Source organism: Parabacteroides sp. AF39-10AC, from assembly GCF_003635405.1.
Classification (GTDB): domain Bacteria; phylum Bacteroidota; class Bacteroidia; order Bacteroidales; family Tannerellaceae; genus Parabacteroides; species Parabacteroides distasonis.
In genome coordinates, this window is the sequence record NZ_QTLP01000013.1 from 1,359 (window position 1) to 22,954 (window position 21,596).

At 46.0% G+C, this 21,596-nt stretch carries 18 protein-coding genes and 1 riboswitch; of the genes, 3 read left to right on the plus strand and 15 right to left on the minus strand.

Annotated features, from left to right (window positions below):
- Positions 1-308: 308 nt before the first annotated feature.
- From DW033_RS12905 to DW033_RS12920, 4 genes are all read right to left on the minus strand, one after another.
- Complete coding sequence (locus tag DW033_RS12905) at positions 309-1,241, minus strand: site-specific integrase (RefSeq protein WP_005857932.1); 933 nt, start codon at positions 1,239-1,241, stop codon at positions 309-311.
- Positions 1,242-1,358: 117 nt separating this feature from the next.
- Entirely contained in the window at positions 1,359-3,518 is a 2,160-nt protein-coding gene (locus tag DW033_RS12910; RefSeq protein WP_005866465.1) for a M3 family metallopeptidase, read from the minus strand.
- 41 nt (positions 3,519-3,559) lie between these two features.
- Entirely contained in the window at positions 3,560-5,680 is a 2,121-nt protein-coding gene (locus tag DW033_RS12915) for a M3 family metallopeptidase (protein WP_008779650.1), read from the minus strand.
- 164 nt (positions 5,681-5,844) lie between these two features.
- Complete coding sequence (locus tag DW033_RS12920) at positions 5,845-6,024, minus strand: hypothetical protein (RefSeq protein WP_005857938.1); 180 nt, start codon at positions 6,022-6,024, stop codon at positions 5,845-5,847.
- Positions 6,025-6,132: 108 nt separating this feature from the next.
- Between DW033_RS12920 and DW033_RS12925 the strand changes: the two genes are divergently transcribed.
- Entirely contained in the window at positions 6,133-7,080 is a 948-nt protein-coding gene (locus DW033_RS12925; RefSeq protein ID WP_005866461.1) for a nitronate monooxygenase family protein, read from the plus strand.
- A gap of 66 nt (positions 7,081-7,146) precedes the next feature.
- Here DW033_RS12925 and DW033_RS12930 read toward each other — a convergent pair whose 3' ends face one another.
- The 4 genes from DW033_RS12930 to DW033_RS12945 form a co-directional block, all read right to left on the minus strand.
- Positions 7,147-8,331 (minus strand): TolC family protein, encoded by a 1,185-nt coding sequence (locus DW033_RS12930; RefSeq protein WP_122382812.1) that lies wholly within the window; start codon positions 8,329-8,331, stop codon positions 7,147-7,149.
- Between the two features lie 5 nt (positions 8,332-8,336).
- Positions 8,337-11,420, minus strand: coding sequence for an efflux RND transporter permease subunit (locus tag DW033_RS12935; RefSeq protein ID WP_122382813.1), 3,084 nt, complete (start codon positions 11,418-11,420; stop codon positions 8,337-8,339).
- A gap of 15 nt (positions 11,421-11,435) precedes the next feature.
- Positions 11,436-12,671: an efflux RND transporter periplasmic adaptor subunit gene (locus DW033_RS12940; protein WP_122377599.1), complete on the minus strand. Its 1,236-nt coding sequence runs from the start codon at positions 12,669-12,671 to the stop codon at positions 11,436-11,438.
- 78 nt (positions 12,672-12,749) lie between these two features.
- A complete protein-coding gene (locus tag DW033_RS12945) occupies positions 12,750-13,154 on the minus strand; it encodes a DUF6769 family protein (RefSeq protein WP_022192395.1) in 405 nt (134 codons plus the stop codon).
- 70 nt (positions 13,155-13,224) lie between these two features.
- On the opposite strand from DW033_RS12945, the gene DW033_RS12950 reads away from it, so the two are divergent.
- Positions 13,225-13,644 carry a hypothetical protein gene (locus DW033_RS12950; RefSeq protein ID WP_005866452.1) on the plus strand — a complete coding sequence of 140 codons (420 nt, stop codon included), beginning with the start codon at positions 13,225-13,227 and terminating at the stop codon, positions 13,642-13,644.
- A 56-nt stretch (positions 13,645-13,700) separates the two neighbouring features.
- Here the strand turns inward: DW033_RS12950 and DW033_RS12955 are convergent, their stop codons facing one another.
- The 7 genes from DW033_RS12955 to DW033_RS12985 all read right to left on the minus strand — a co-directional run bounded on the left by DW033_RS12955 (position 13,701) and on the right by DW033_RS12985 (position 18,885).
- Positions 13,701-14,471 (minus strand): sulfide-dependent adenosine diphosphate thiazole synthase, encoded by a 771-nt coding sequence (locus DW033_RS12955; RefSeq protein ID WP_005857953.1) that lies wholly within the window; start codon positions 14,469-14,471, stop codon positions 13,701-13,703.
- Positions 14,472-14,533: 62 nt separating this feature from the next.
- A riboswitch (TPP riboswitch) is annotated at positions 14,534-14,630 on the minus strand.
- A 90-nt stretch (positions 14,631-14,720) separates the two neighbouring features.
- Positions 14,721-15,245, minus strand: coding sequence for a ParB/RepB/Spo0J family partition protein (locus tag DW033_RS12960; RefSeq protein ID WP_005857955.1), 525 nt, complete (start codon positions 15,243-15,245; stop codon positions 14,721-14,723).
- On the minus strand, positions 15,229-16,530 hold the full coding sequence (locus tag DW033_RS12965) for a DUF3440 domain-containing protein (RefSeq protein WP_122382814.1): 1,302 nt from the start codon (positions 16,528-16,530) through the stop codon (positions 15,229-15,231). The genes DW033_RS12960 and DW033_RS12965 overlap by 17 nt, the downstream gene beginning before the upstream one ends.
- Entirely contained in the window at positions 16,527-16,931 is a 405-nt protein-coding gene (locus DW033_RS12970) for a hypothetical protein (protein WP_005857959.1), read from the minus strand. Before DW033_RS12970 ends, DW033_RS12965 begins: the two co-directional genes overlap by 4 nt.
- An 85-nt stretch (positions 16,932-17,016) precedes the next feature.
- Positions 17,017-17,574, minus strand: coding sequence for a glycoside hydrolase family 3 C-terminal domain-containing protein (locus DW033_RS12975; protein WP_022192398.1), 558 nt, complete (start codon positions 17,572-17,574; stop codon positions 17,017-17,019).
- A complete protein-coding gene (locus tag DW033_RS24905; RefSeq protein ID WP_233554201.1) occupies positions 17,571-18,179 on the minus strand; it encodes a hypothetical protein in 609 nt (202 codons plus the stop codon). The genes DW033_RS12975 and DW033_RS24905 overlap by 4 nt, the downstream gene beginning before the upstream one ends.
- Positions 18,180-18,237: 58 nt before the next feature.
- The gene (locus DW033_RS12985) at positions 18,238-18,885 is read right to left on the minus strand and encodes an AAA family ATPase (protein ID WP_008772507.1); all 648 of its coding nucleotides are present in this window, start codon (positions 18,883-18,885) and stop codon (positions 18,238-18,240) included.
- A 145-nt stretch (positions 18,886-19,030) separates the two neighbouring features.
- Between DW033_RS12985 and DW033_RS12990 the strand changes: the two genes are divergently transcribed.
- Positions 19,031-21,571, plus strand: a complete 2,541-nt coding sequence (locus DW033_RS12990; protein WP_005866438.1) for an ATP-binding protein — start codon at positions 19,031-19,033, stop codon at positions 21,569-21,571.
- Positions 21,572-21,596 lie beyond the last annotated feature (25 nt).

A 21,596-nucleotide genomic window follows, 5' to 3' on the forward strand; every position in this document is an offset into this window, starting at 1 on the left:
ACGCCCCGTCTCATCCCCTCCAAATGGTAACTTAAAGCTACTATCAGACAGTGGGAGACGGGGCGTGCCCCGTCTCTACAGGAATACACACAGGTTATAAGGCATGGTGGAATGATACCGGGAACAAGAGGTCATTTCACCCGCATCACCATGTCTATACGTCTAGGATAAAATAAGAAAATCAAAGAATAGAGAGGATCAAACGCCTACAATGAGTAAACAAGCACATTTGTTTGCTTGTTTTTAGTTATTTTTTACTACATTTGCGCCGTGAAAGAATACGCTACTCCCCAAGTAGCCTACTCCCTTTACCCTACTTTCGGTACATGATTGTACACACTCTCAAAACAAATTTTATTCACCGCAGACATCTTTTCCAACGAGAAACTTTTCAAATAGATTTGCGTAGTCTTGATCGATTTATGGCCCAATAGTTCGCTGATCATCTCAATCGGGACATCCTGTTCCTTCAAAATCATCGCAAAAGAATGACGGATCGAATATGAGGTGATCGGGATAGACACACCGCAGGCTCTCGCCAACCTCTTCAAATTCCGGTTAAAATGGGCCAAAGCGGAAGTGTACTCCTTGTAGGCTTCTTTTCCCACTTTTATCCCTTTCAAGAAAGGAAACAAATAGGGTGAGTCCTTACCTACATCACTTGACAGTTCCCTCAGCGACTCCCATGCGGTAGATTGTACCTCTATAAGCATCGGAGTACCCGTTTTCTGGCGTTTATATTCCAAAACCCCACCCCGGACATTCTCCTTTTTCAGATGAGCGAAATCCACGAATGCCATACCGCAAAACTGGAACATCAGGCACAATGCCTGCCGTGTTTTTCTCAGTTCCGGATCATCTAATGAGGCCGTCATCAGAGAACGTAATAAATCCTGTGGTAACGCCTTTTTGCGTTTGCTCTCTATACCCGTGAAAACTCCCTTAAATAAATAAGGGATATAGGGGGCCAACCCTTCCTCCACCGCCATGTTGTACACACAACGGATCCGACGCATATAGGTCGACACCGTGTTCCATGTACATCCTTTATTCAACAAAAAGGCCTGATAACGCCGAAGGTTCTCCTTATTGACATAAATATAGGGAATTACCTCCAACCCACAAAACCGCATGAATGAGTTCAATGCATCCTGATAGCTCTTCGCCGTGGAATAACGCCCATCCACACGCAATTTATAGATATACAACCTCATCCCTTCTACTAAATCCTTTTTCTCCATACTATCGCTATTTTTTCGTGATAAAACTTAGCAAATGTAATACAGATCCGGGAGGTTGAGCATATACAAAAAAAGGCGAACCAACCGGTCCGCCTTTATAAAATCTCCATTTCTAGATTATTTCAGTCCTCTATTCTTCAGCAACGGATCCGTACCCGGTTCCTTGCCACGGAAATTCTTGTACATATCCATAGCGTCGTCGATACCACCCGGGGTCAAGACATATTTACGGAATTTATCGGCACATTCTTGATTAAAGATGTCGCCGGTTTCCTTGAATGCCTCGAAAGCGTCGCAATCCAATACCTCAGCCCAGATGTAGCTATAATAGCCGGCGGTGTAGCCGCCACCCATCGTATGGTTGAAGTAAGTCGTACGGTAACGGGAAGGGATTTGTTTCAGCAAACCACGACGGCCTAACGTCTGTTGCTCGAAATCCATCACGTTCAAGTTGGCCGGAACATTATTCGTCTGGTCAACGAACTTGATCACCTTCTTATCCGCAGCGTCACCACTGATAGCATGGAAATCCATATCCAGATAAGAAGCCGCCAGATACTCCGTCGTAGCGAAACCTTGTCCGTACTTACCGCTCTTATCCAACTTCTCGATCAACTCGGCCGGGATCACCTCGCCGGTCTGATAATGCTTAGCGTACACCTTCAATACTTCCGGCTCGAATACCCAATGCTCCATAACCTGTGAAGGCAACTCCACGAAATCACGAGGAACACCGGAAACACCGGAGTAATGCACGTCACGGAACAAGCCGTGCAAACCATGACCGAACTCATGGAACAATGTATTCGCCTCATCAGCGCTCAACAACGCAGGTTGTCCCGGAGCGGGCTGGCTAAAGTTACAAACGATCGTTACGACCGGAGCCACACGCTTACCATCCTTATAAGCCTGCGGACGATAAGAACCACACCATGCGCCACCACGCTTGCTGGCACGAGGGAAGAAATCGAAATAAATAACGCCCAAATGAGAGCCATCCTTATCTTTGCACTCAAAAGCCTGCGCTTCCGGATAAGGCAACGGGATATTACGGATCGGGGTGAACGTGATACCATATAACTTATTAGCTACATAGAAAGCACCCTCACGAACATTATCCAACTTCAAGTAAGGACGAACCTCATTCTCATCCAAATTGAATTTAGCCTTCTTGGCCTTCTCGAAATAATAACGCCAATCCCAGCCCTCGGCCTCGAAATTGCCGCCTTCTTTCTTGATCTCGGCGTTTATATCGGCCAATTCCTCTTTCGCTTTCGCCAAAGCAGGCTTCCAAACCTCATCTAACAATTGATAAACCTTATCCGAGCTTTTCGCCATACGATCCTCCAACACGAAAGAAGCGTAATCATCATAGCCCATCAACTTCGCTTTCGCCAAACGAGCGGCAACCAAATCACGAACCACTTCCTTGTTATCGTTCTCATTATTATTATTACCACGGTTGATATAAGCGTTGAACATCTTCTCACGCAACTCACGTTTATCGGAATATTGCAAGAACGGCATCACGCTCGGGTTCTGCAAGGTAAATACCCATTTGCCTTCCATCCCGGCATCCTTAGCCGCTTGAGCGGCGTTAGCGATCAAGGTCTCGGGCAGACCGGAAAGATCCTCCTGCTTGTCGATCACCAATTTAAAAGCGTTCGTCTCTTTCAGCATATTCTGTCCGAAAGTAAGCTGTAGCATGGAGATCTTGCTATTCAACTCACGTAATTTAGCCTGATCCTCAGCGGAAAGATTAGCGCCACCCCGAACGAAGTCCTTATAAGTCTCCTCCAATAACTTCATTTGCTCCTTATCGAGACCCAACTCATCCTTCTTATCGTATACCGCCTTCACACGAGCGAACAATTTCGGATTCAAGTTGATATCATCACTATATTTTGACAATAGCGGCGACATCTCACGGCTTAACGCCTGCATCTCATCATTCGTATTCACGCTATTCTGTCCACCGAAAACGATCTGGACCTTCCGAAGCAACGCACCCTGCTCATCCAAAGCGACAATCGTATTCTCGAACGTCGGCTCCTCCGGGTTATTCACGATCGCCTCGATCTCCTTGCGTCCCTCTTCCATGCCTTGCAATAGGGCCGGTTTGTAGTGCTCGAACTTGATTTGATCAAAAGGTGGAACTCCAAACGGGGTGGTATATTCCGCAAAGAACGGGTTCTCACCCTCCACGGTCTTCTTTTCGGAAGTACCGCAGGCAGTAAGCATAACGGCTAATCCTGCTGCCATAATTAATTGTTTCATCTTTACTGATTTTTTGATTTATGAGTTATAAATTGTTCTGCTCATTTTAGCCCTCTGTTCTCCAACAGCGGATCGATGCTAGGTTGTTTGCCACGGAAATTCACGTACATGTCCATAGCGTCGTCGATGCCGCCCGGGGTCAGTACGTATTTACGGAATTTAGAGGCAACCTCCGGGTTGAAGATATTACCCGTCTCCTTATAAGCTTGGAAAGCGTCGCAATCCAACACTTCCGCCCAGATATAACTATAATAACCGGCTGTATATCCACCTTCCATCGTATGTCCGAAATAAGTGGAGCGATAGCGAGACGGAATCTGACGGATCAGACCACGATCGCCCAAGACCTTCGCCTCAAATTTCTCAATATCCAAATCGGCAGGGATCTCTTTCAATACATGATAATCCATATCCAGATAAGAGGCGGCCAGATACTCCGTCGTAGCGAATCCTTGTCCATACTTGCCACTCTTGATCATCTTGTCTACAAGGGCTTGCGGTATTACCTCGCCGGTCTGGTAATGTTTAGCGTACACTTTCAATACCTCCGGCTCAACGGCCCAATGCTCATCGACTTGCGAAGGTAGCTCCACAAAGTCACGAGGCACGTCGGACACGCCATAATAATGAACATCGCAGAATAAACCGTGCAAGGCATGACCGAACTCATGGAATACGGTCTCGGTCTCGTCGGCCGTCAAAAGCGCCGGTTGTCCCTCCGCCGGTTTGCTGAAATTAAATACGGTAGTAACCACCGGGGCTACCCGTTTCCCATCCTTATACGTTTGTGAACGGTAACCGCCGCACCATGCGCCACCTCCTTTGCCCGGGCGGGTAAAGAAATCCATATACAGCACGCCCAGATGCGTACCATCTTTATCCTTGCACTCGAAAGCGAGAGCGTCGGGGTCCGGTTTCGGGATGTCCTTGATCTCGGTAAACGTGATACCGTATAATTTATTGGCTACATAGAAGATGCCCTCACGTACATGTCCCAACTCAAAATAAGGACGCATCTCGTTCTCGTCCAAGTTATATTTCGCTTTCTTGGCTTTCTCGAAATAATAACGCCAGTCCCAGCCCTCGGCCTCGTAATTACCGCCTTCCTTCTTGATCTCGGCGTTGATATCGGCCAATTCCTCTTTCGCTTTCGCCAAGGCAGATGGCCAGATTTTATCAAGCAAGTCGTACACGTTCTTCTCGTTCTTCGCCATATTCTCTTCCAATACGAAAGCGGCATAATCCTCATATCCCATCAATCGGGCTTTCTCCAGACGAGCGGCAACCAGCTGCTTAACGACCTCCTTATTATCATTCTCATTATTATTGTTGCCACGATTCGTATACGCCTTGAAGATCTTCTCACGCAAATCACGCTTATCGGCGTATTGAAGGAAAGGCATCACGCTCGGATTATGGAGGGTAAACACCCACTTACCATCCAGACCATTCTCTTGGGCCGTTTGCGCCGCCTTGACGATCACGTCTTCCGGCAGACCGGATAAGTCCTCTTTATTATCGATCACTAATTGGAAATCGTTGGTCTCTTTCAGGGTATTCTGTCCGAAAGTAAGTTGGAGCATGGATATCTTCTCGTTCAGCTCACGCAACTTCGCCTGCTTATCCTCCGGCAGATTGGCTCCTCCCCGGACAAAGCTTTTATAGGTTTCCTCCAACAGCTTCTTCTGTTCCTTATCCAGATGGAAGCTCGCCTGATTCTCATATACGGATTTCACCCGGGCGAAAAGCTTGGGATTTAAGCTGATATCATCCGAATGTTTGGATAAAAGGGGATAAAGCTCACGTTCGAGCTCTTGGATCTCGTCCGTGGTATTCACACTGGATTGGCCACCGAAAGCATACATTACTTTAGTAAGCAACTCGCCACTTTGGTCTAAGGCCACGATCGTATTCTCGAATGTCGGCGCATCCGGATTTGCCACGATCGCCTCGATCTCCTTCGACTGCTCTTCCATGCCTTTCAAAAGAGCCGGCTTGTAATGAGCCACCTCTATTTGGTCAAACGGAGGCACCCCGAACGGTGTCGTATACTCCGCAAAAAACGGATTGGGTGTAGCGCCTTCCGCTACATCGCTTTTCTTTGAGGAGGAACAAGCTCCCAAAATAACCGCTAAACCTGCGGCCATAAGCGTTTTATTCATGCCATTGTTATATTAGAATTACAATGGACAAAGATAACGAAGTTTTGCGTTACAATTCTATTTCAAATTGTTATTATTTAGAATCCGGAAAAAGATTTTCACAATTCACACAAAAAAGATCCCCAAAGGGAGATCTTCCCTTCGGGGACCCAATATGCTTTCATTCAATGTTCAATCGAATCGCTCTCTATACCGTCCTCGATATTTTCATTTTCGATCGTTTCTTGTAAATCTTGAATGTCATTAGACGTGTAATCATCCGACAATACCGAATTGGTAGACATGGTCTCATCGTGAAGATCATCGCTCTCATCCCATAACGTTTTCATTATATTCTCTGGCATATCTCTTATATTTTAAAGTTATATGCCTATTCAACAACCTCGACAAAGAAATTGTTGTTCCAATAAAAATAGTTCACTAATTTTAGCGAGATTAACGCAAGAAATAATATGAATCGAATTTGTAGTCTTTTTGGTATTCAGTATCCCATCATACAGGCGGGAATGGTTTGGTGTAGTGGTTGGCGGCTAGCTTCAGCGGTTAGTAACGCCGGTGGATTAGGATTGATCGGGGCAGGCTCCATGCACCCGGAAGTGCTCCGGGAACATATCCGTAAATGCGAGGCGGCGACCGACAAGCCTTTTGGCGTGAATGTCCCGCTGATGTACCCGGAAATCGATACCTTGATGCGGATATTGGTGGAGGAAAAAGTGAAGATCGTATTTACCTCCGCCGGCAACCCGAAAACATGGACAAAGTATTTGAGGGATCATGGCATGACGGTCGTTCACGTGGTAAGCAGCTCTAAATTCGCCACGAAATGCGAGGAGGCCGGAGTGGATGCCATCGTTGCCGAAGGCTTCGAGGCCGGCGGGCACAACGGACGGGAGGAAACAACTACGATGTGCCTGATCCCCGCTGTCCGGAAAGCGACCTCCCTCCCCCTTTTGGCGGCAGGAGGTATCGGAAACGGTCAAGCGATGCTAGCGGCACTCGCACTAGGGGCCGACGGCGTACAGATAGGCACTCGTTTCGCCCTAACCAAAGAAAGCTCGGCACACGAGAATTTCAAGAAACTATGCTTGAATCTTAAGGAAGGCGATACGAAGTTATTATTAAAGAAACTGTCTCCTACCCGTCTGGTAAAAGGAGATTTCGCTACGGCAGTGGAAGAAGCGGAAGCCCGGGGAGCGTCCGTGGAAGAATTACGTGAGTTATTGGGCAAAGGACGTGCCAAGAAAGGAATCTTTGAGGGCGACCTAAAGGAAGGCGAGTTAGAGATCGGACAGGTAGCGTCTTTATTCTGGGAGGAATTATCCGTGGAAGAGGTGATGAAAGAATTGATCCGTGACTTTAAGCTATCCTTAGAGAACGTAAAAACACAGTTGTGTTCGTGAGAAAACACAACTGTATCTGTGGATAAACACAACTGTGTTCAAGAGAAAACACAGTTGTGTTCCTTATCATAATCGATACTTATACAATTGCGCCATGACCTTTTGGTATTGGTTTTGCAATTGCAGGTAGTTTTGCACGCTTTGGTAATAGGTCGTCACATCCACGAAATACTCGATCATAGAGATTTGCCCGGCCTGTATAGCCTTGTTCAACAAGACCAAGCTATTCTGCCTTTTCAGCACATCCTTATATTCATCGATAGATTTCTTTAAGGAGACAGACTGGTCATATAGCTGCCTCAACCCATTCTCTACCGTGAAAGAAGCGCTCTCCAACTGCATCTCCGTATAGCGGGCCTGAGCCTTCGCCTGTTTCACGTTATTACGGTTCGAGAACAACGGGATGGTGATTCCTACCAAGAAACCATTGAAACGCTCTCCACCCGAGGCGGGATTCATACGATACCCTAACTCAAAGCCGGGCAGACCTTTTGCCTTATTCACGCTCACCTGCCGAAGGGCTGTCGTCTGGTCGCTACGCAAGGTCTGTAATTGCGGATCGGATTGCATCGCCTCCGTCCGCAGCTCATCAAAGGAAAGCACCTCCCTATCCGGCAAGGCGTAAACCGTATCCGTAAACTCGATAGCGATACCGCCGTTCAGGGTAGCTAGCTCCTGCAGCTTGGCAATACGGGAAGTCTCGTTCATCCGGGCCTCTGTCCGGGCGTTCAATAATTCCAGATCGATCTTGTTTGTCTCAAGGATATTCGCGTTTCCTTTCTCCAAACGAGTCGCATAAAAAGCAGAAAGTTGCTCGGCGTTCCTAAGACGGGTATCCAATAGGTTCTTCTGCTGGTTCAACAGCACCAAATCTAGGCAAACCTCTTTCACCTGCAACAAGATTTGCTGACGAAAAGCCATCCCTTGACGATCCAAACCCGCGGATTTCGCCTTCGTCAGCTTATGCTTCCGGACATATACAGACGGGAAATCAAAGCTTTGGGAAGCCACGAACTCGCCCGTGAATCCCATCCCTTCTTTATTCCCCCAGAAATGCGAATAAGAGACCGAAGGGTCTGGCAAATTATTATCCAACTTCGCCTCCAGCTTCTGCGACTGGAGCAACTGGCTGTTCGCCTGTAAATCCTTATTGTTCGCCTCCACGCTCCGGAGCACGTCCTCTATAGAAGTCTGGGCGGAAAGGCCGCCTGTCAATACAGACAAGGCGGCGACTATAATATATGATTTCATAAAACTTATTCTTTATTCTTGTTCATTATCAGATAAACAATCGGGATGATGAATCCGTTTAAGAACGTAGAGGTTAATAAACCACCCAAGATCACCGTCGCCATCGGGCTTTGGATCTCATTTCCGGGAAGATCGCCATTCAACGCCAATGGAATCAACGCCAAGGCGGAACTCAACGCCGTCATCAAGATCGGGTTCAAACGGTCTAGGGAACCTTGTATCACGGACTCTCGCAATCCCATTCCCTCTCCACGCAAATGCGTATAGTGGCTGATCAGTAGCATACCGTTTCGGGTAGCGATACCGAACAAGGAAATGAAACCGATAATCGCCGGGATACTGATCTCGCCGGAAGTAAGCCATAGGATAATCACGCCACCGATCAACGCCAACGGTAGGTTCAACAAGATCACGCCGCTCTCCTTCACGTCCTTGAACTCATTGTACAGTAACATGAAGATCACCAATAACGACATCAATGACGTCAGCAATAAGGTACGGCTGGCCGCCGCCTCGCTCTCGAACTGGCCACCATATTCGATATGGTATCCCTCCGGCAAACGGATATTAGCCTCTACCCGATCCTGTATCTCATTAACCACACTTCGCAAGTCACGTTCCGATACATTGGCACTAATCACGATCTTACGTTGCACATTCTCACGATTGATCGTATTCGGACCGGTCACCGAACGGATATCGGCCACGTAGCTTAGCGGCACTTTCTGTCCGGCGGCATCGATCATCAGATTGCTAATATCATCCATCGTGGCACGGCTAGCGTCGGAGGTCTTCACGGTCAGGTCGAAGCTCTTGCCATCGTCGTACACCTGACTTACGGCCTCTCCACCCAACATCACATTGATATATTCCTCGAACTCCGGCAGGGGAATACCATATTTAGCCAGCAACTCACGTTTCGGGGTGATTGTCAACTGCGGACGCTCGATCTGCTGCTCTACCTTCAAGTCCACCAGACCCGGGATCGTTTGGATAGCGGCCTTGATCTGGTTTCCGACCGTAAACATCAGGTTCAAGTCCGTACCAAACAGCTTGATAGCGATATTCGCCTCCGTACCGGAAAGCATAGCGTCGATACGATGGGAAATAGGTTGCCCGATCTCTATATTAGCGCCGCTGATCGTAGATAACTTCTTGCGGACATCATTCATCACCTCATCCCGACTACGGTCTTGCAATTCGAAAGGAGCCTCGATCTCGGAAACATTCACGCCCAAGGCATGCTCATCCAATTCCGCACGACCGGTCTTCCGAGCCACAGTCTTTATCTCGGGTACTTGCAACAGCAACGCTTCCGCACGGCGTCCGATCTGATCCGACTCGTCCAAGGAAATTCCCGGAAGCGAGCTTACGTTGATCGTAAAAGAACCCTCATTGAACGGGGGCAAGAAACTACGTCCCAAATGAAAGAAGATCACCAAGGCGACCACAAACAAAGCGATCGTGGTACCTAGCACCCATTTCTGGTAAGCCAACGCAAACTCCAAAGCCCGTTTATAGACCACTTTCAACTTCCGGGCTATCCAAGCCTCACGCAGTTCCTTCATTCCCGTCGCTTTACGGTTCAGCAAATAGCTACAAAGCACCGGGGTCAAGGTAAGCGCCACCACCGTAGAAGCAAACAACGCCACGATAAAAGCGATACCCAGCGGAACCAACATACGGCCTTCCATACCACTCAAGAAGAACAAGGGCACGAAACTCACCACGATAATCAAGGTAGAGTTCAAGATCGGCATACGTACCTCACGGGAAGCGTCGTAAACCACCTCCAAGGTAGAGCGTTGCTGCTCCGGAGGCAAGAGCCGGTTTTCCCGGATCCGTTTATACACGTTCTCCACGTCCACGATAGCGTCATCCACCAAGGAACCGATAGCGATCGCCATACCTCCCAAGCTCATCGTGTTAATCGTTAATCCCATGTAGTGCAATACGATGATAGAGACCAGTAAAGATAACGGCAAGGCTACCAACGAGATCACCGTCGTACGTATATTCATCAAGAACAGGAACAAGACGATCACCACGAAGAAACTACCCTCAAACAAGCTCTTCTTTACATTATTAATAGAGTTATCGATAAAATGACTCTGGCGGAATATATCCGTAGAGACATGTACATCCGCCGGCAAGTTCTTCCGCAAATCGACAACAATCTCGTCCAGCTTCTCCGTCAACTTCTCCGTACTCGTATCCGGCTGTTTAGTCACGGTAATCAATACGGCCGGCTTCGTCCGCTCGGAAGCGGTTCCCAACTTCGGGCTTTTACCGCCGATCTTAACCGTAGCGATATCACCCAGCGTAACCGGATACTCATTCACGGTCTTCACCACGCCCTGAGCGATCTCCTCCGCCTTCGAAGTCGATAAGACTCCTCGGATGATGTATTCGTTCGAGAACTCATACAATACACCACCATTGGCGTTCCGGTTCATATTCCGACAAACATCCAACACCTCGTTCAACCCTACACCGTAGTGCTTCATACGAGCCGGGTCCAACAATATCTGGTACTCCTTAATATCGCCACCGATCACGGCCACCTGCGCCACACCGCCCGTAGACAACAAACGGGGACGGATCGTCCAGTCGGCGATCGTACGTAAGTCCAACAAAGACGTGGAATCGGCGGTCAAACCGAGGATCATCATCTCACCCAAGATGGATGACTGCGGGCCTAAGGTCGGTTTACCTACGTTCTCGGGAAGGCTCTCACCCAAGACAGCCAGTTTTTCGGACACGATCTGACGAGCCCGGTAAATATCCGTACCCCAATCGAACTCTACCCAAACCACGGAGAATCCGGTGGTAGACGAGGAACGCACACGCCGTACGTCCATCGCACCGTTCACGGCAGTCTCCACAGGGAATGTCACCAAGCGTTCCACCTCCTCGGGAGCCATACCGTTCGCCTCGGTCATGATCACGACCGTTGGGGCGTTCAAGTCCGGGAACACATCCACGTCCGTATTAAACGCCGTGTACGTACCCCAGATCATCAGCAATAGCGCACAAACCAAGATTACCAACCGGTTGTGCAATGAATAATAAATTATCTTATTTAACATGCAACATCCCTCCTATTAATGGCTATGGCTATGAGCCGGTATCGCGTTAGAAGCGGAAGACAACTTGATCTGGTAAGCGCCACGGGTCACGACCTCATCGCCCGGTTTCAATCCGGAAAGGATCTGTACCTCCGAGCCGTTATTCGCTCCCAGCGTCACCCATTGCTTCTTATAGCCTTCCTCATCCAGACGGATAAATACCGAATAAACGCCCTGCTCCTCGATAAGGGCGGAGACAGGCACGCTCAAGACATTCTCCATCGGCTTTGTCAACAAAAAAATCTCCACGAAAGAACCGGGGATAACCGCTCCTTTATTATCGAACTCGAAAGTCACCGGTACATAGAAAGAGTTCATATCGGAAGCCTTTCCATACGATAACAACCGTCCACGCAAATCAGACAATTTATAGAGAGCGTTATCATACGGAGTCATGAAATTAGCGGTTTGGATCATGGGAAGATCGTTGTAATACCTCTCAGACACGTCCGCACGCAATACCAAACGATTGTTTTGCGAGATCGTAGCCAAAGGCTGACCTACGGATACATAATCACCCTCTTTCACTTGGATGTTCTTCAAGTAACCGTTCAAGGGAGAGACTACAGACACGCCTTTCGCCGTCTGTTTTCCCGCTATCGCCTCATAAGCGACCTTGGCGTTCTCGTAATTCAAGCGGGCCTGCTCGAAATCCTTGGCGGATACGATCTTATCGCCTACCAAGGCTTGCATACGCTCGTATTCCTTTTTCGCCGTCTCATAAGCGAATTTAGCCTTTGCCGCCACGTCTCCATCAGAGAGGGCGTTGGAAGCGATACTCAACACGGCCTGTCCCTTGCGTACCGCCGTACCATCCACGAATGGCAAGCTACCAAACGAGATCACGCCGGGGACGGTAGCGACGATCACGGACTCCTCCCCTTGCGCCGCCATTACTCGTCCGCTCGTCTTAATCACATCCGTGAAAGGAGCGGGATTAACCGTTACGGTCTGCAAACCAACGGCCTCGGCTAAGGCTTTCTTAAAGACAATCTCGCCGGGATGGGTACCACCGGACTCATGCTCATGGTCATGGCCTTCGTGTTCATGTCCCTCATGATCATGATCGTGATCGTGATCCTCACCTTCATGCTCATGGTCGTGAGCCTCTAATTCATGATTATGCTCATCGTGTCCGGCTTGCGACGCATTTCCCGCACAACCGGCAAACAGGTAAGCGCACATCGCACCTACCAAATATATTTTCTTCATTGTGTAAAAAATCTTGATATCGTTAATAATAAATAGATAGGGGCAAGTCTGTCCTCACCCACTCTCACAAACGAGATATCAAGACATAGGAGGGGCACGAAGTCCCGAGGCACTCACTATCCAAGCGTCGTGCAGCGACTCAATGTAGGGGGCGTTCTCGTGATCAAGGAGCTGTCCGCAAAACGCCGGTTCAGGTGGATAAATGTAATCAAATAAGACGAGTAACGGCATCAGATGTATATCCACATCTCCATCCATAAAATGAAAAATATGCGTACTGAAATAGGCCAAGTTATGCCCGTCGCAACCGCAATCATGCGTATCAGTGCTTTTATCGCCATGCGCTTGCTCCGCGGTCAAGGATTGATAACAAGGCATCCCGTCCCGGTGATGATGGTGAGGGATAACCACAGAAAGCAATGCCAAGATGCCGGCCATCAGCACCACGTATTGTACAATCCTCTGTTTCATTTTCTCACGCATGGCACAAAGATAAGGATATTTTTCCGTTTTTTACATGAATGTTGTAAGTTTGCGGTAAATAAAAAGATAGATGAAGTTTGGAGTAAATAAAAAGGTATTATTATATACCGCCGGTTGCGTATGGATTTTCGCCGGTATCAATATCTTACGCATCGGTATCATCACATGGTTAAACGATACCCATTATTGGTTATTCAAGATCGGGGAAGCGACCATCGTTTTCTTGCTTTTCTTCAATTTAGTCTTTAAACGGCTTTTCTATAAACATTCCGAACGGATCTCCCGGAAAAACGGGAAACATTGCCCGTTCTCTTTCTTCGACGTGAAAGGTTGGATTATCATGATCTTCATGATCGCTTTCGGGATCACGATCCGCACGTTCCATTTACTGCCGAATTCTTTCATTTCCGTATTCTATACGGGATTATCCACGGCGTTGATCATAACGGGATTCTTATTCTTGAGACAAGGAAAAACCGTTGGGAATTGAGAATTGAAAATTAAAGATACAACAATCAATAATTTTCAATTCTCAATTCTCAATTTTCAATTCCCAAGTTTTTCGCAGATCAACTCAGCAGCCTTCTTGCCGCTCATCAGCATGCCGCCAAAGATCGGTCCCATACGGAAGCTACCGCTTACGCCGTTAGCGGCCATACCGGAAACGAATAATCCCGGGTAGATCTCCTTCGTGTTCTCCACCGTCGTCTGCTCACCCAGCTCCACATTCAAGGAACGCTCGCCGATCACGCCTCCGGTCGGTGTATTCAATTGGATATCATTCTTACGGGCTACCACACGGGCAATCTCGCAATCATGCCCCGTACCTTCCAAGACAGCCTTTGCCATGATCGTCAACGGATCCACGTGCATCCCCTCACGGATTACCGGAGCCCAGTTCACTACCACACCGGCTACGGCATCGTTATGAAACACCACGTCCTCTACCGAATAGCAGTTAAAGATCGTAGCGCCCGCCTTCGTCGCCTGATAAATCAAAGCGGAAGTGGTATGTACCGAATCCATGATATACGTGCCGTTAGCACCCTCCTTATAGCTTACGCCCAATTCCTTGATAATCGGCATAGCCTCTTCCTGCACCACGATATCGTTGAACATCATAGCGCCGCCCCACATACCTCCACCGGGAGCCAGCTTACGATCAAACAACGCCACCTTCTTACCGGCTTTCGCCAAGAAATAAGCGGCCACGATACCGGAAGGTCCCCCTCCCACGATCGCTACATCCACAGACAAGTTGCTCTTCAACTTCTCGAAGTAAGAGTCAATGATTCCACTTGAAACAATCTGTTCCATCTTAATAACTAATTAAAGTTTAAACATCAGGGAGCACATAGAGGTAACGCCCCCTTTATTTCCTAGTTCTACCTTATTTTCCCTTCGCCGGCATTACCCGGATCAGGTTCGATGGGTATAATCTCAGCCCGTATGACTCGGGCACCCCTATGTGAAAAGTCGGGGGCAAATGTACAAAAAATTAGTATATATGTACTCAACAGAGCCATAAAAGGCAAAAAACGCTCAGCCAAACAAAATGTAAGAAGCTTAATCTTCTTCCGACCAGTCATCAGACCAACCGAATTCTTTATCCCGGAATAATTCAGCTAATCCCGAAATCTGCTTGAACCGAAGTAACTCATTTTTATCCATTCCAATATTACGCATGATCCACTTATCAGACATCCCAGATTTGACCAACTCCGTAACAATCTCCGTCATAAGTTCCAAGTTGTGCATCCCTCGAGCCCTGTTATGGCGAATGGTTGAAGCCATTCGGTTTGAAATATCTTTCTCAATCACCGTTACAGGCAACATTCCTTTCTCACGATCATAAATCCTTTGAGATTGCTTCATAACCAGATAACGATGATAACCATCTACTATCTCATATAAATCATCCTCTTCAAGATAATAACAGACGCAAGGCATCGTATAGCCATCCTCCCAAATGGAAAGTTCCAATAATCGCATTTCCGGTGGTGCCATGATATTAGGGTTATAGCTGTTGGCCACAATTTTTTCTATAGGAACAGCCCTAACACCATATGCCGGACTAACAAAGTTTCCCATGCTTATAAAAATTATATTTGTCCATTACTTCTTTTCTCATATCCCTCTCTCGTTTTGTCTGGGAAAAACCCATATACTTACATGTATGATCGTTTTTCAAAATACAAACACACATACGTTTGTAAGTAGGGATTTCTTTAAACTCAGGTATATTGATATCATCGATATACTCCATCCGTACCGGTTTCTTATCCGTATGGTAAGCGGTACATTCTTCCACAATGATAGGAATATTAGCCGCCCGTAACTTAGCGATAGTCTCCTCACTGAGGCATCCTCCTTTTTCTCTCCAGAATTTACGGCTGACTCTTAACTTATTCAAATAGTTCTCACGAGTTTCTTTGGGTAAAGTATTTAGGAGAAAATACATATATTTCTCCCAAGAGAACCCGGCTGGGCACTTGATAGCCCTCCATCCCATAGCGGAGGTATTCCCATATATACCGGCAAAGCCAACACCGTTTACACGTCCAACCATCCTCCCCCACATGTCGGGATCGACAACTTTGTAAATGAACAGTGTGGATATCGCTTGGGATATGAATGGGCTCGCCACACGTTGCCGGGACAAAGGCACCCCTGCTTGATAATACAAATCATACAAATGATTATATGTCCAACCGAACTTTCCGTTCGCTATCCAGATATCCTGAGTTTTCCAATCATAAATAGGATATGCGTTATATATAGAATAATTCATTCTGCGAGTCCATTTATAATTAGCTAGTTTTCTGTAATTCTTATCACTATGTATGGCCCGCCACCTATTAAAACTCTCTTGGGTACGGATACCAACAAGGCAACATATACGCCGGCCCATTTTCCGTTGATACAACCAAAAAGGGAACATATTCTGAAAATCATAATCCCACATGTCCTCCTTGAAGAAGTCAAAGTCTTTCGCCCGGAGACATGAATGGGGCATCTCTCGAACCCAGATATCCCGGTACTCCTCGCTCCAAGGTCTCCAATATTGTTGAAACATAGATGTACATGTCTGGACTTTAAAAGGAACACAACAATGATAAATATCAAGGATATCGGAATTAGCGGCATAAACCTTTTCCACATATTCGGTCGTCTGGCTGTATTGAACCTCATAATCCATATGAAATACACCTAGTTTTCGTCCCGGAGCGTATCTACGAATATAATCTACACACAAATTCAACAGTACACCACTATCCTTTCCGCCGGAAAAAGAGACGTATACGTAATCGAAATAATCAAAAATGATCTTCAATCTTTTCTCTGTCGCCTCGTACACATCCATTCTTCGCATCATGACTCTACCTCCGGTAAATAATGCATTTTATCATAATTTTTCCACTCAACACATGTCTGGAACTTTTTTTGTGAGAACACTTTTACATGACGTTTATGCACAACAGCCATAAGTGAAGCTTGAGATGAAAAATCCTTTATGACTTCTTCAAGAAGTTCACTCAATACCGAAGGATCATCACCACTCACGAAATAATTGTCTATAGAGTAATAGAGATGTCCTTTTTTTACAGGCATAAAACCAACAACAGCTGTTTCATGAAAGGCTATATACCAAACGTGGCTACGAGATGTTTTAAAAGGGTAATTGTTATTTTGTCGCAAAATGGCTGGATTCATGACCAAAGGTGCGACAAGTTCATATAACAATTTGTCCGTTCCCTGCAATGTCATAATTTTCATGGTCTGCACTTAATAATATTACCATGCAAATTTAGGCATTATATATAGATACCGTAGCCACAAAAACACAAAAATGTAATTTACTCTATTTATATTTAGTCACTCGCTCATCATCGATAACGCCTTTCCAATTCATACCAAAAGCGAAATCATACAGATGGCCCTCGCTATCCGTATAGCATTTCATATCCCGGGGAACATCCTCGAATTGCTCCTCCACGATACGCATATCTGCCGGCATCTGCAAAGGCAACAAAGCGGAAGGCTCGGCTTTTCCACTGATGATATCCAAGACCGCTTGGTTTTGTACACCGAAGTTCACCAAAATGGCATCCGCCGAACCCTCGAACTCGGACATAATCGTGGGCTTATCCATCTCCAAAGATACGATTACAGGCTTACCTTTCATTTTAGCCTTTGTCTCCAAAACAGAAAGCATATCCTGCTTATTAGCTGTTTTCACGGACTTACCTTTATAAGAACGGTTCGTGAAATTCTCAAACGGATCTCCCCCCGCCAAACTTGGGTTACGGGCATAGGTAGCGGTATAATCATTATACTGTAAACTGATAGGCATATAACCGTTTCCACCTTTCTCACGATCGGATTTATCATACCCCGTACCACTGTTCGGGCTCGTCATAAAGACGATGGCGAAATCCGCCTCATCGGGATTATCAACGACCGTAAGATACCGTGACCGATGCCCTCCACTAAAGCTTGCACATTATTATTCCAGCGAGCCGCCACTTCTGGACTTTGTACTCTCGTAACCAATACATGACGAACATTATCCTCGGTGAGGAATTTACGCTGCGCATCGGAAAGATCGGATGGCTGGGCTCCACTCTCATCAAAAGATTTGCCATTGTAGGTAGAAGCTCCAAACCCTTTCGAGGCACCGGGGATAGATTGATGGGCGCTATAAAGCATCAATCCGGCGATCTCCTCTGTAGATAACTGCCCGGCCAAATCAACGGCACGTTCCTCGGGGGTAAGACGCCAATCCTCATACGGATCAAGCAACCCGTTCCGATTCAGATCTTTGAAGGCATATCCGTCAACGGCAAGAAGTCTCACCCCCGAATTGGCCGAATATCCTAATACAGCTCCTTCTTGCTGGGTAACGATACGGATAGAATCTTTCTCTACCTCCGTCCACTTCGTGCCCGAACAAGCACAGGTGGAAACTAACAAGGCGCCCAACATACCATGGGTCAGCCGAACAGTAATAAAAGGTTTTCGCATACTTTCTTAGTTTTAATAGGTTAATCTCTATTCAATAATGGTTTCTCAAGAATACGATTTATCCGAAATGAGACGGACGCTTATTCAATCTGCGCTCGATAAAGCTTTTCATAAATTCCACGGTCTCGTCGATCCCTAATACGGATACATCGATCGAGAAATTATAAGAAGAGGCCATTCCCCATGTCTTATTCGTATAATAATTATAGTAAGCCGCACGGGATTTATCAGTCTTCTCCATCATGTTCTTCGCCTCTTCCACTGTCACACCATGCCTTTCCACGGTCTTTTGGACTCGGCTCTCCACTGAACTATGGATAAAGAAGCTCAAACAAGCCGGATCATCCCGGAGGATATAATCAGCGCAACGCCCTACCAAAACACACGACTCAGTCTCCGCCAATTTACGGATAGCGTCACTCTGTATCTTAAAAAGACCGTCATTAGACAAAATATCATTATAAGGCGTAAACATCCCTCCCATAAAAGAAGAGTACCCCATCGTAAAAGCGTACGATAAACCACTGGAGGCACGTTCGTCCGCCTTCTCGAAAACATCCTCGCATAATCCACTCTCACGGGCCGCCACGGTAATCAGTTCCTTATCATAGTAACCGATACCCAACTCCTTCGCCAAACGTTGTCCGATCTCGCGGCCACCGCTTCCGAACTGGCGGCCTATCGTCAATATGATTTTATTATCCATAGATTTCAAGTTTAATTCAACTATTTACAAACGTACAAAATTATTTTTAAAGCCACGATAATAATATAATAAACACTAAAACAAAAAATAATCAAAGTTTATACTTACATTTGTTTTCGAATAAATTTAGTACACTCAATTTATCATGAATAACATTCATTCCAATACAACATTTCTTAATGAGGCTATAGACAAGAAGACCGATGTAGAAGATGAAAAGACCGACTTGATTTTGGCCAATATGATTGATTTGCGAAAAACGATGTCGGATGTATTGTCACTTCTTCTTGGAGCCAAAGAAAACTCGGTTATTGACCAAGCGCTATTCCGCATCTTACAATTTTTCGATGTGGATCGGGTGTATATCGGAACATTTGACGAACAAACTCATACTGTTGACTTTACGAATGAAGTTACTTGTGATGGCATTATCTCTATGCGAGAGGATTTACTGCGTCAACTCCCGCAAGACGAGATTCCTTGGTGGTACGATAGTATCAAAAAGGGCATGGATATCGTTATTCATGATGTCTCTAAAATGCCGGAAGAGGCGAAGAGTGAGCAGCATCTTCTGATTTTGCAAGAGGTTTCATCCTTATTAGTCATCCCTATTTTCAAGCAAGGCAAACCATCCGGATTTATCGGCTTTGATTCTGTAAAAAAGAAACGGAACTGGAGTGCCTTAGATATAGAGAATTTACATATGTTGGCTGATATCCTTTCCATAGCCATTGAAAGAGGGGAAGTTCAAGGATTAGTAGAACATACGGCTATGCAAGTCATGAAAAGCGAGACGAAGTTTAAGATCATTTTCGACAAGATGCCTTGGGGCGCCGAACTTTATGATGAGAATGGAGTGTTGGTAGATATCAACCAAGCGGATCTCGATATTTTTGGTGTTACCCGTGAGCAGGCCGTGGGACTGAATATGTTCGAGAATCCTAATATCCCGAAATATGTAAACCAAAGCCTCAAAAACGGAAAAGATATATTCTTTCCACTTAATTATGATTTCAAGGTTGCTTCTCAAAATGGCTATTACGATAGTCATCATGATTCTAAAACAAAGCATCTGTTGGTAAAAGGAGTCACATTAAAAGACTCTCTTGATAATATATTCGGCTATATTTATATTGTATTCGACGATACCGAGAATCACATCAAGCGGGAACAAATCGAAAATAGCCTAGCCCGGCTAAAAGTATCGGTAGATACCGGGGATTCCATTCTTTGGGAATACGATGTAGAGAATGATAAATTGACCGTAGATTTTGGCCTCAATGAAGACATTAATAATAATGAGGGGCTAAAAGCAATTCATGATTACAACTTCAAGAATCAAGAAGACTATAAATCTTCAATCCATCCGGATGATTTTGACCGGGTATATAATAAACAGTTCAAACCTCTCCTGCAAGGGAAGATCAATAACTTCGTAGCGGCTTACAGGCGTATCCTCAATGGCAAAACATTCTGGTTCAACTCCAATGTACGCTCCTATAAATTCAACGATGACGGAACGCCTAACAGGATCGTAAGCTACACCTCCAATATAACCCAGCAACGGGAAAAGGAGATCGAGCTAATCAAGGTAAAGGAAGCTGATAAATTGAAGTCCGCGTTCTTGGCGAATATGAGTCATGAGATACGCACGCCGCTGAACGCTATCGTCGGGTTCTCAAATATAATCGCCGAGATTGATGATGAGGTAGAGCGTCAATCTTATTTAGATATCATCCATAAAAACAATGATTTGCTACTGCAACTGATCGACGATATCCTTGATTTCTCTAAAATCGAGGCGGGAACCATGGATTATCATTTCGAGGAAGTGGACATCAAGGATATATGTGGCGAAATCGCATTGGCAGACTCTATAAAGATGCCTTCAGACGTGGATCTGATCTTTGATCTCGACTCCCCATCCGTAATCGTTAAAACCGATGAGCGGAGGGTTATGCAAGTGATATCCAATTTCGTGAATAACGCTATCAAATTTACCACAAAAGGAAGTATCACGATTTATTATGAGATAGAAGGGGATTTTATCCGAGTCTGCGTGAAAGATACAGGTATCGGTATCTCCGCGGAAAACCAAAGACGTATATTCGAGCGATTCATCAAGGTAGATACTTTCCAGCAAGGTACGGGATTGGGATTAACCATCAGCCGAACCATTATCGAGGCATTAGGAGGTAAAATCGGCGTAGACTCTGAAGAAGGGGTGGGTTCCACTTTTTGGTTCACTCTGCCTTTGGACACAAAACGGACTGATATTGAGCTTTCACCGGACATCCTCGTCCAATCCGAAGAAACGCCCCGTTCAGATAGGCATCATTCCATCTTAATCGCCGAGGACGTTTATGAGAATTATTTCCTTTTGGAAACCTTGTTTGGCAAGCAATACCAACTTTATCATGCGCTAAACGGGCAAGAGGCTATCGATATGTTCGAGACATATCATCCGGACCTAATCCTAATGGACATAAAAATGCCGGTTATGGACGGATTCGAAGCAACTCGCAGAATCCGCACCTTATCCAAGACCATTCCGATCATAGCACTCACGGCATTCGCTTTCGAAAGGGAAAAGGAGATCGCCAAACAATGTGAATTCACGGATTATGTAGTGAAGCCCATTGATATAAAAGAACTAAAGAAATTAATCGCTAAGGTATTGGCATAAAAAAAGCGTGTTGCGACAATCGCAA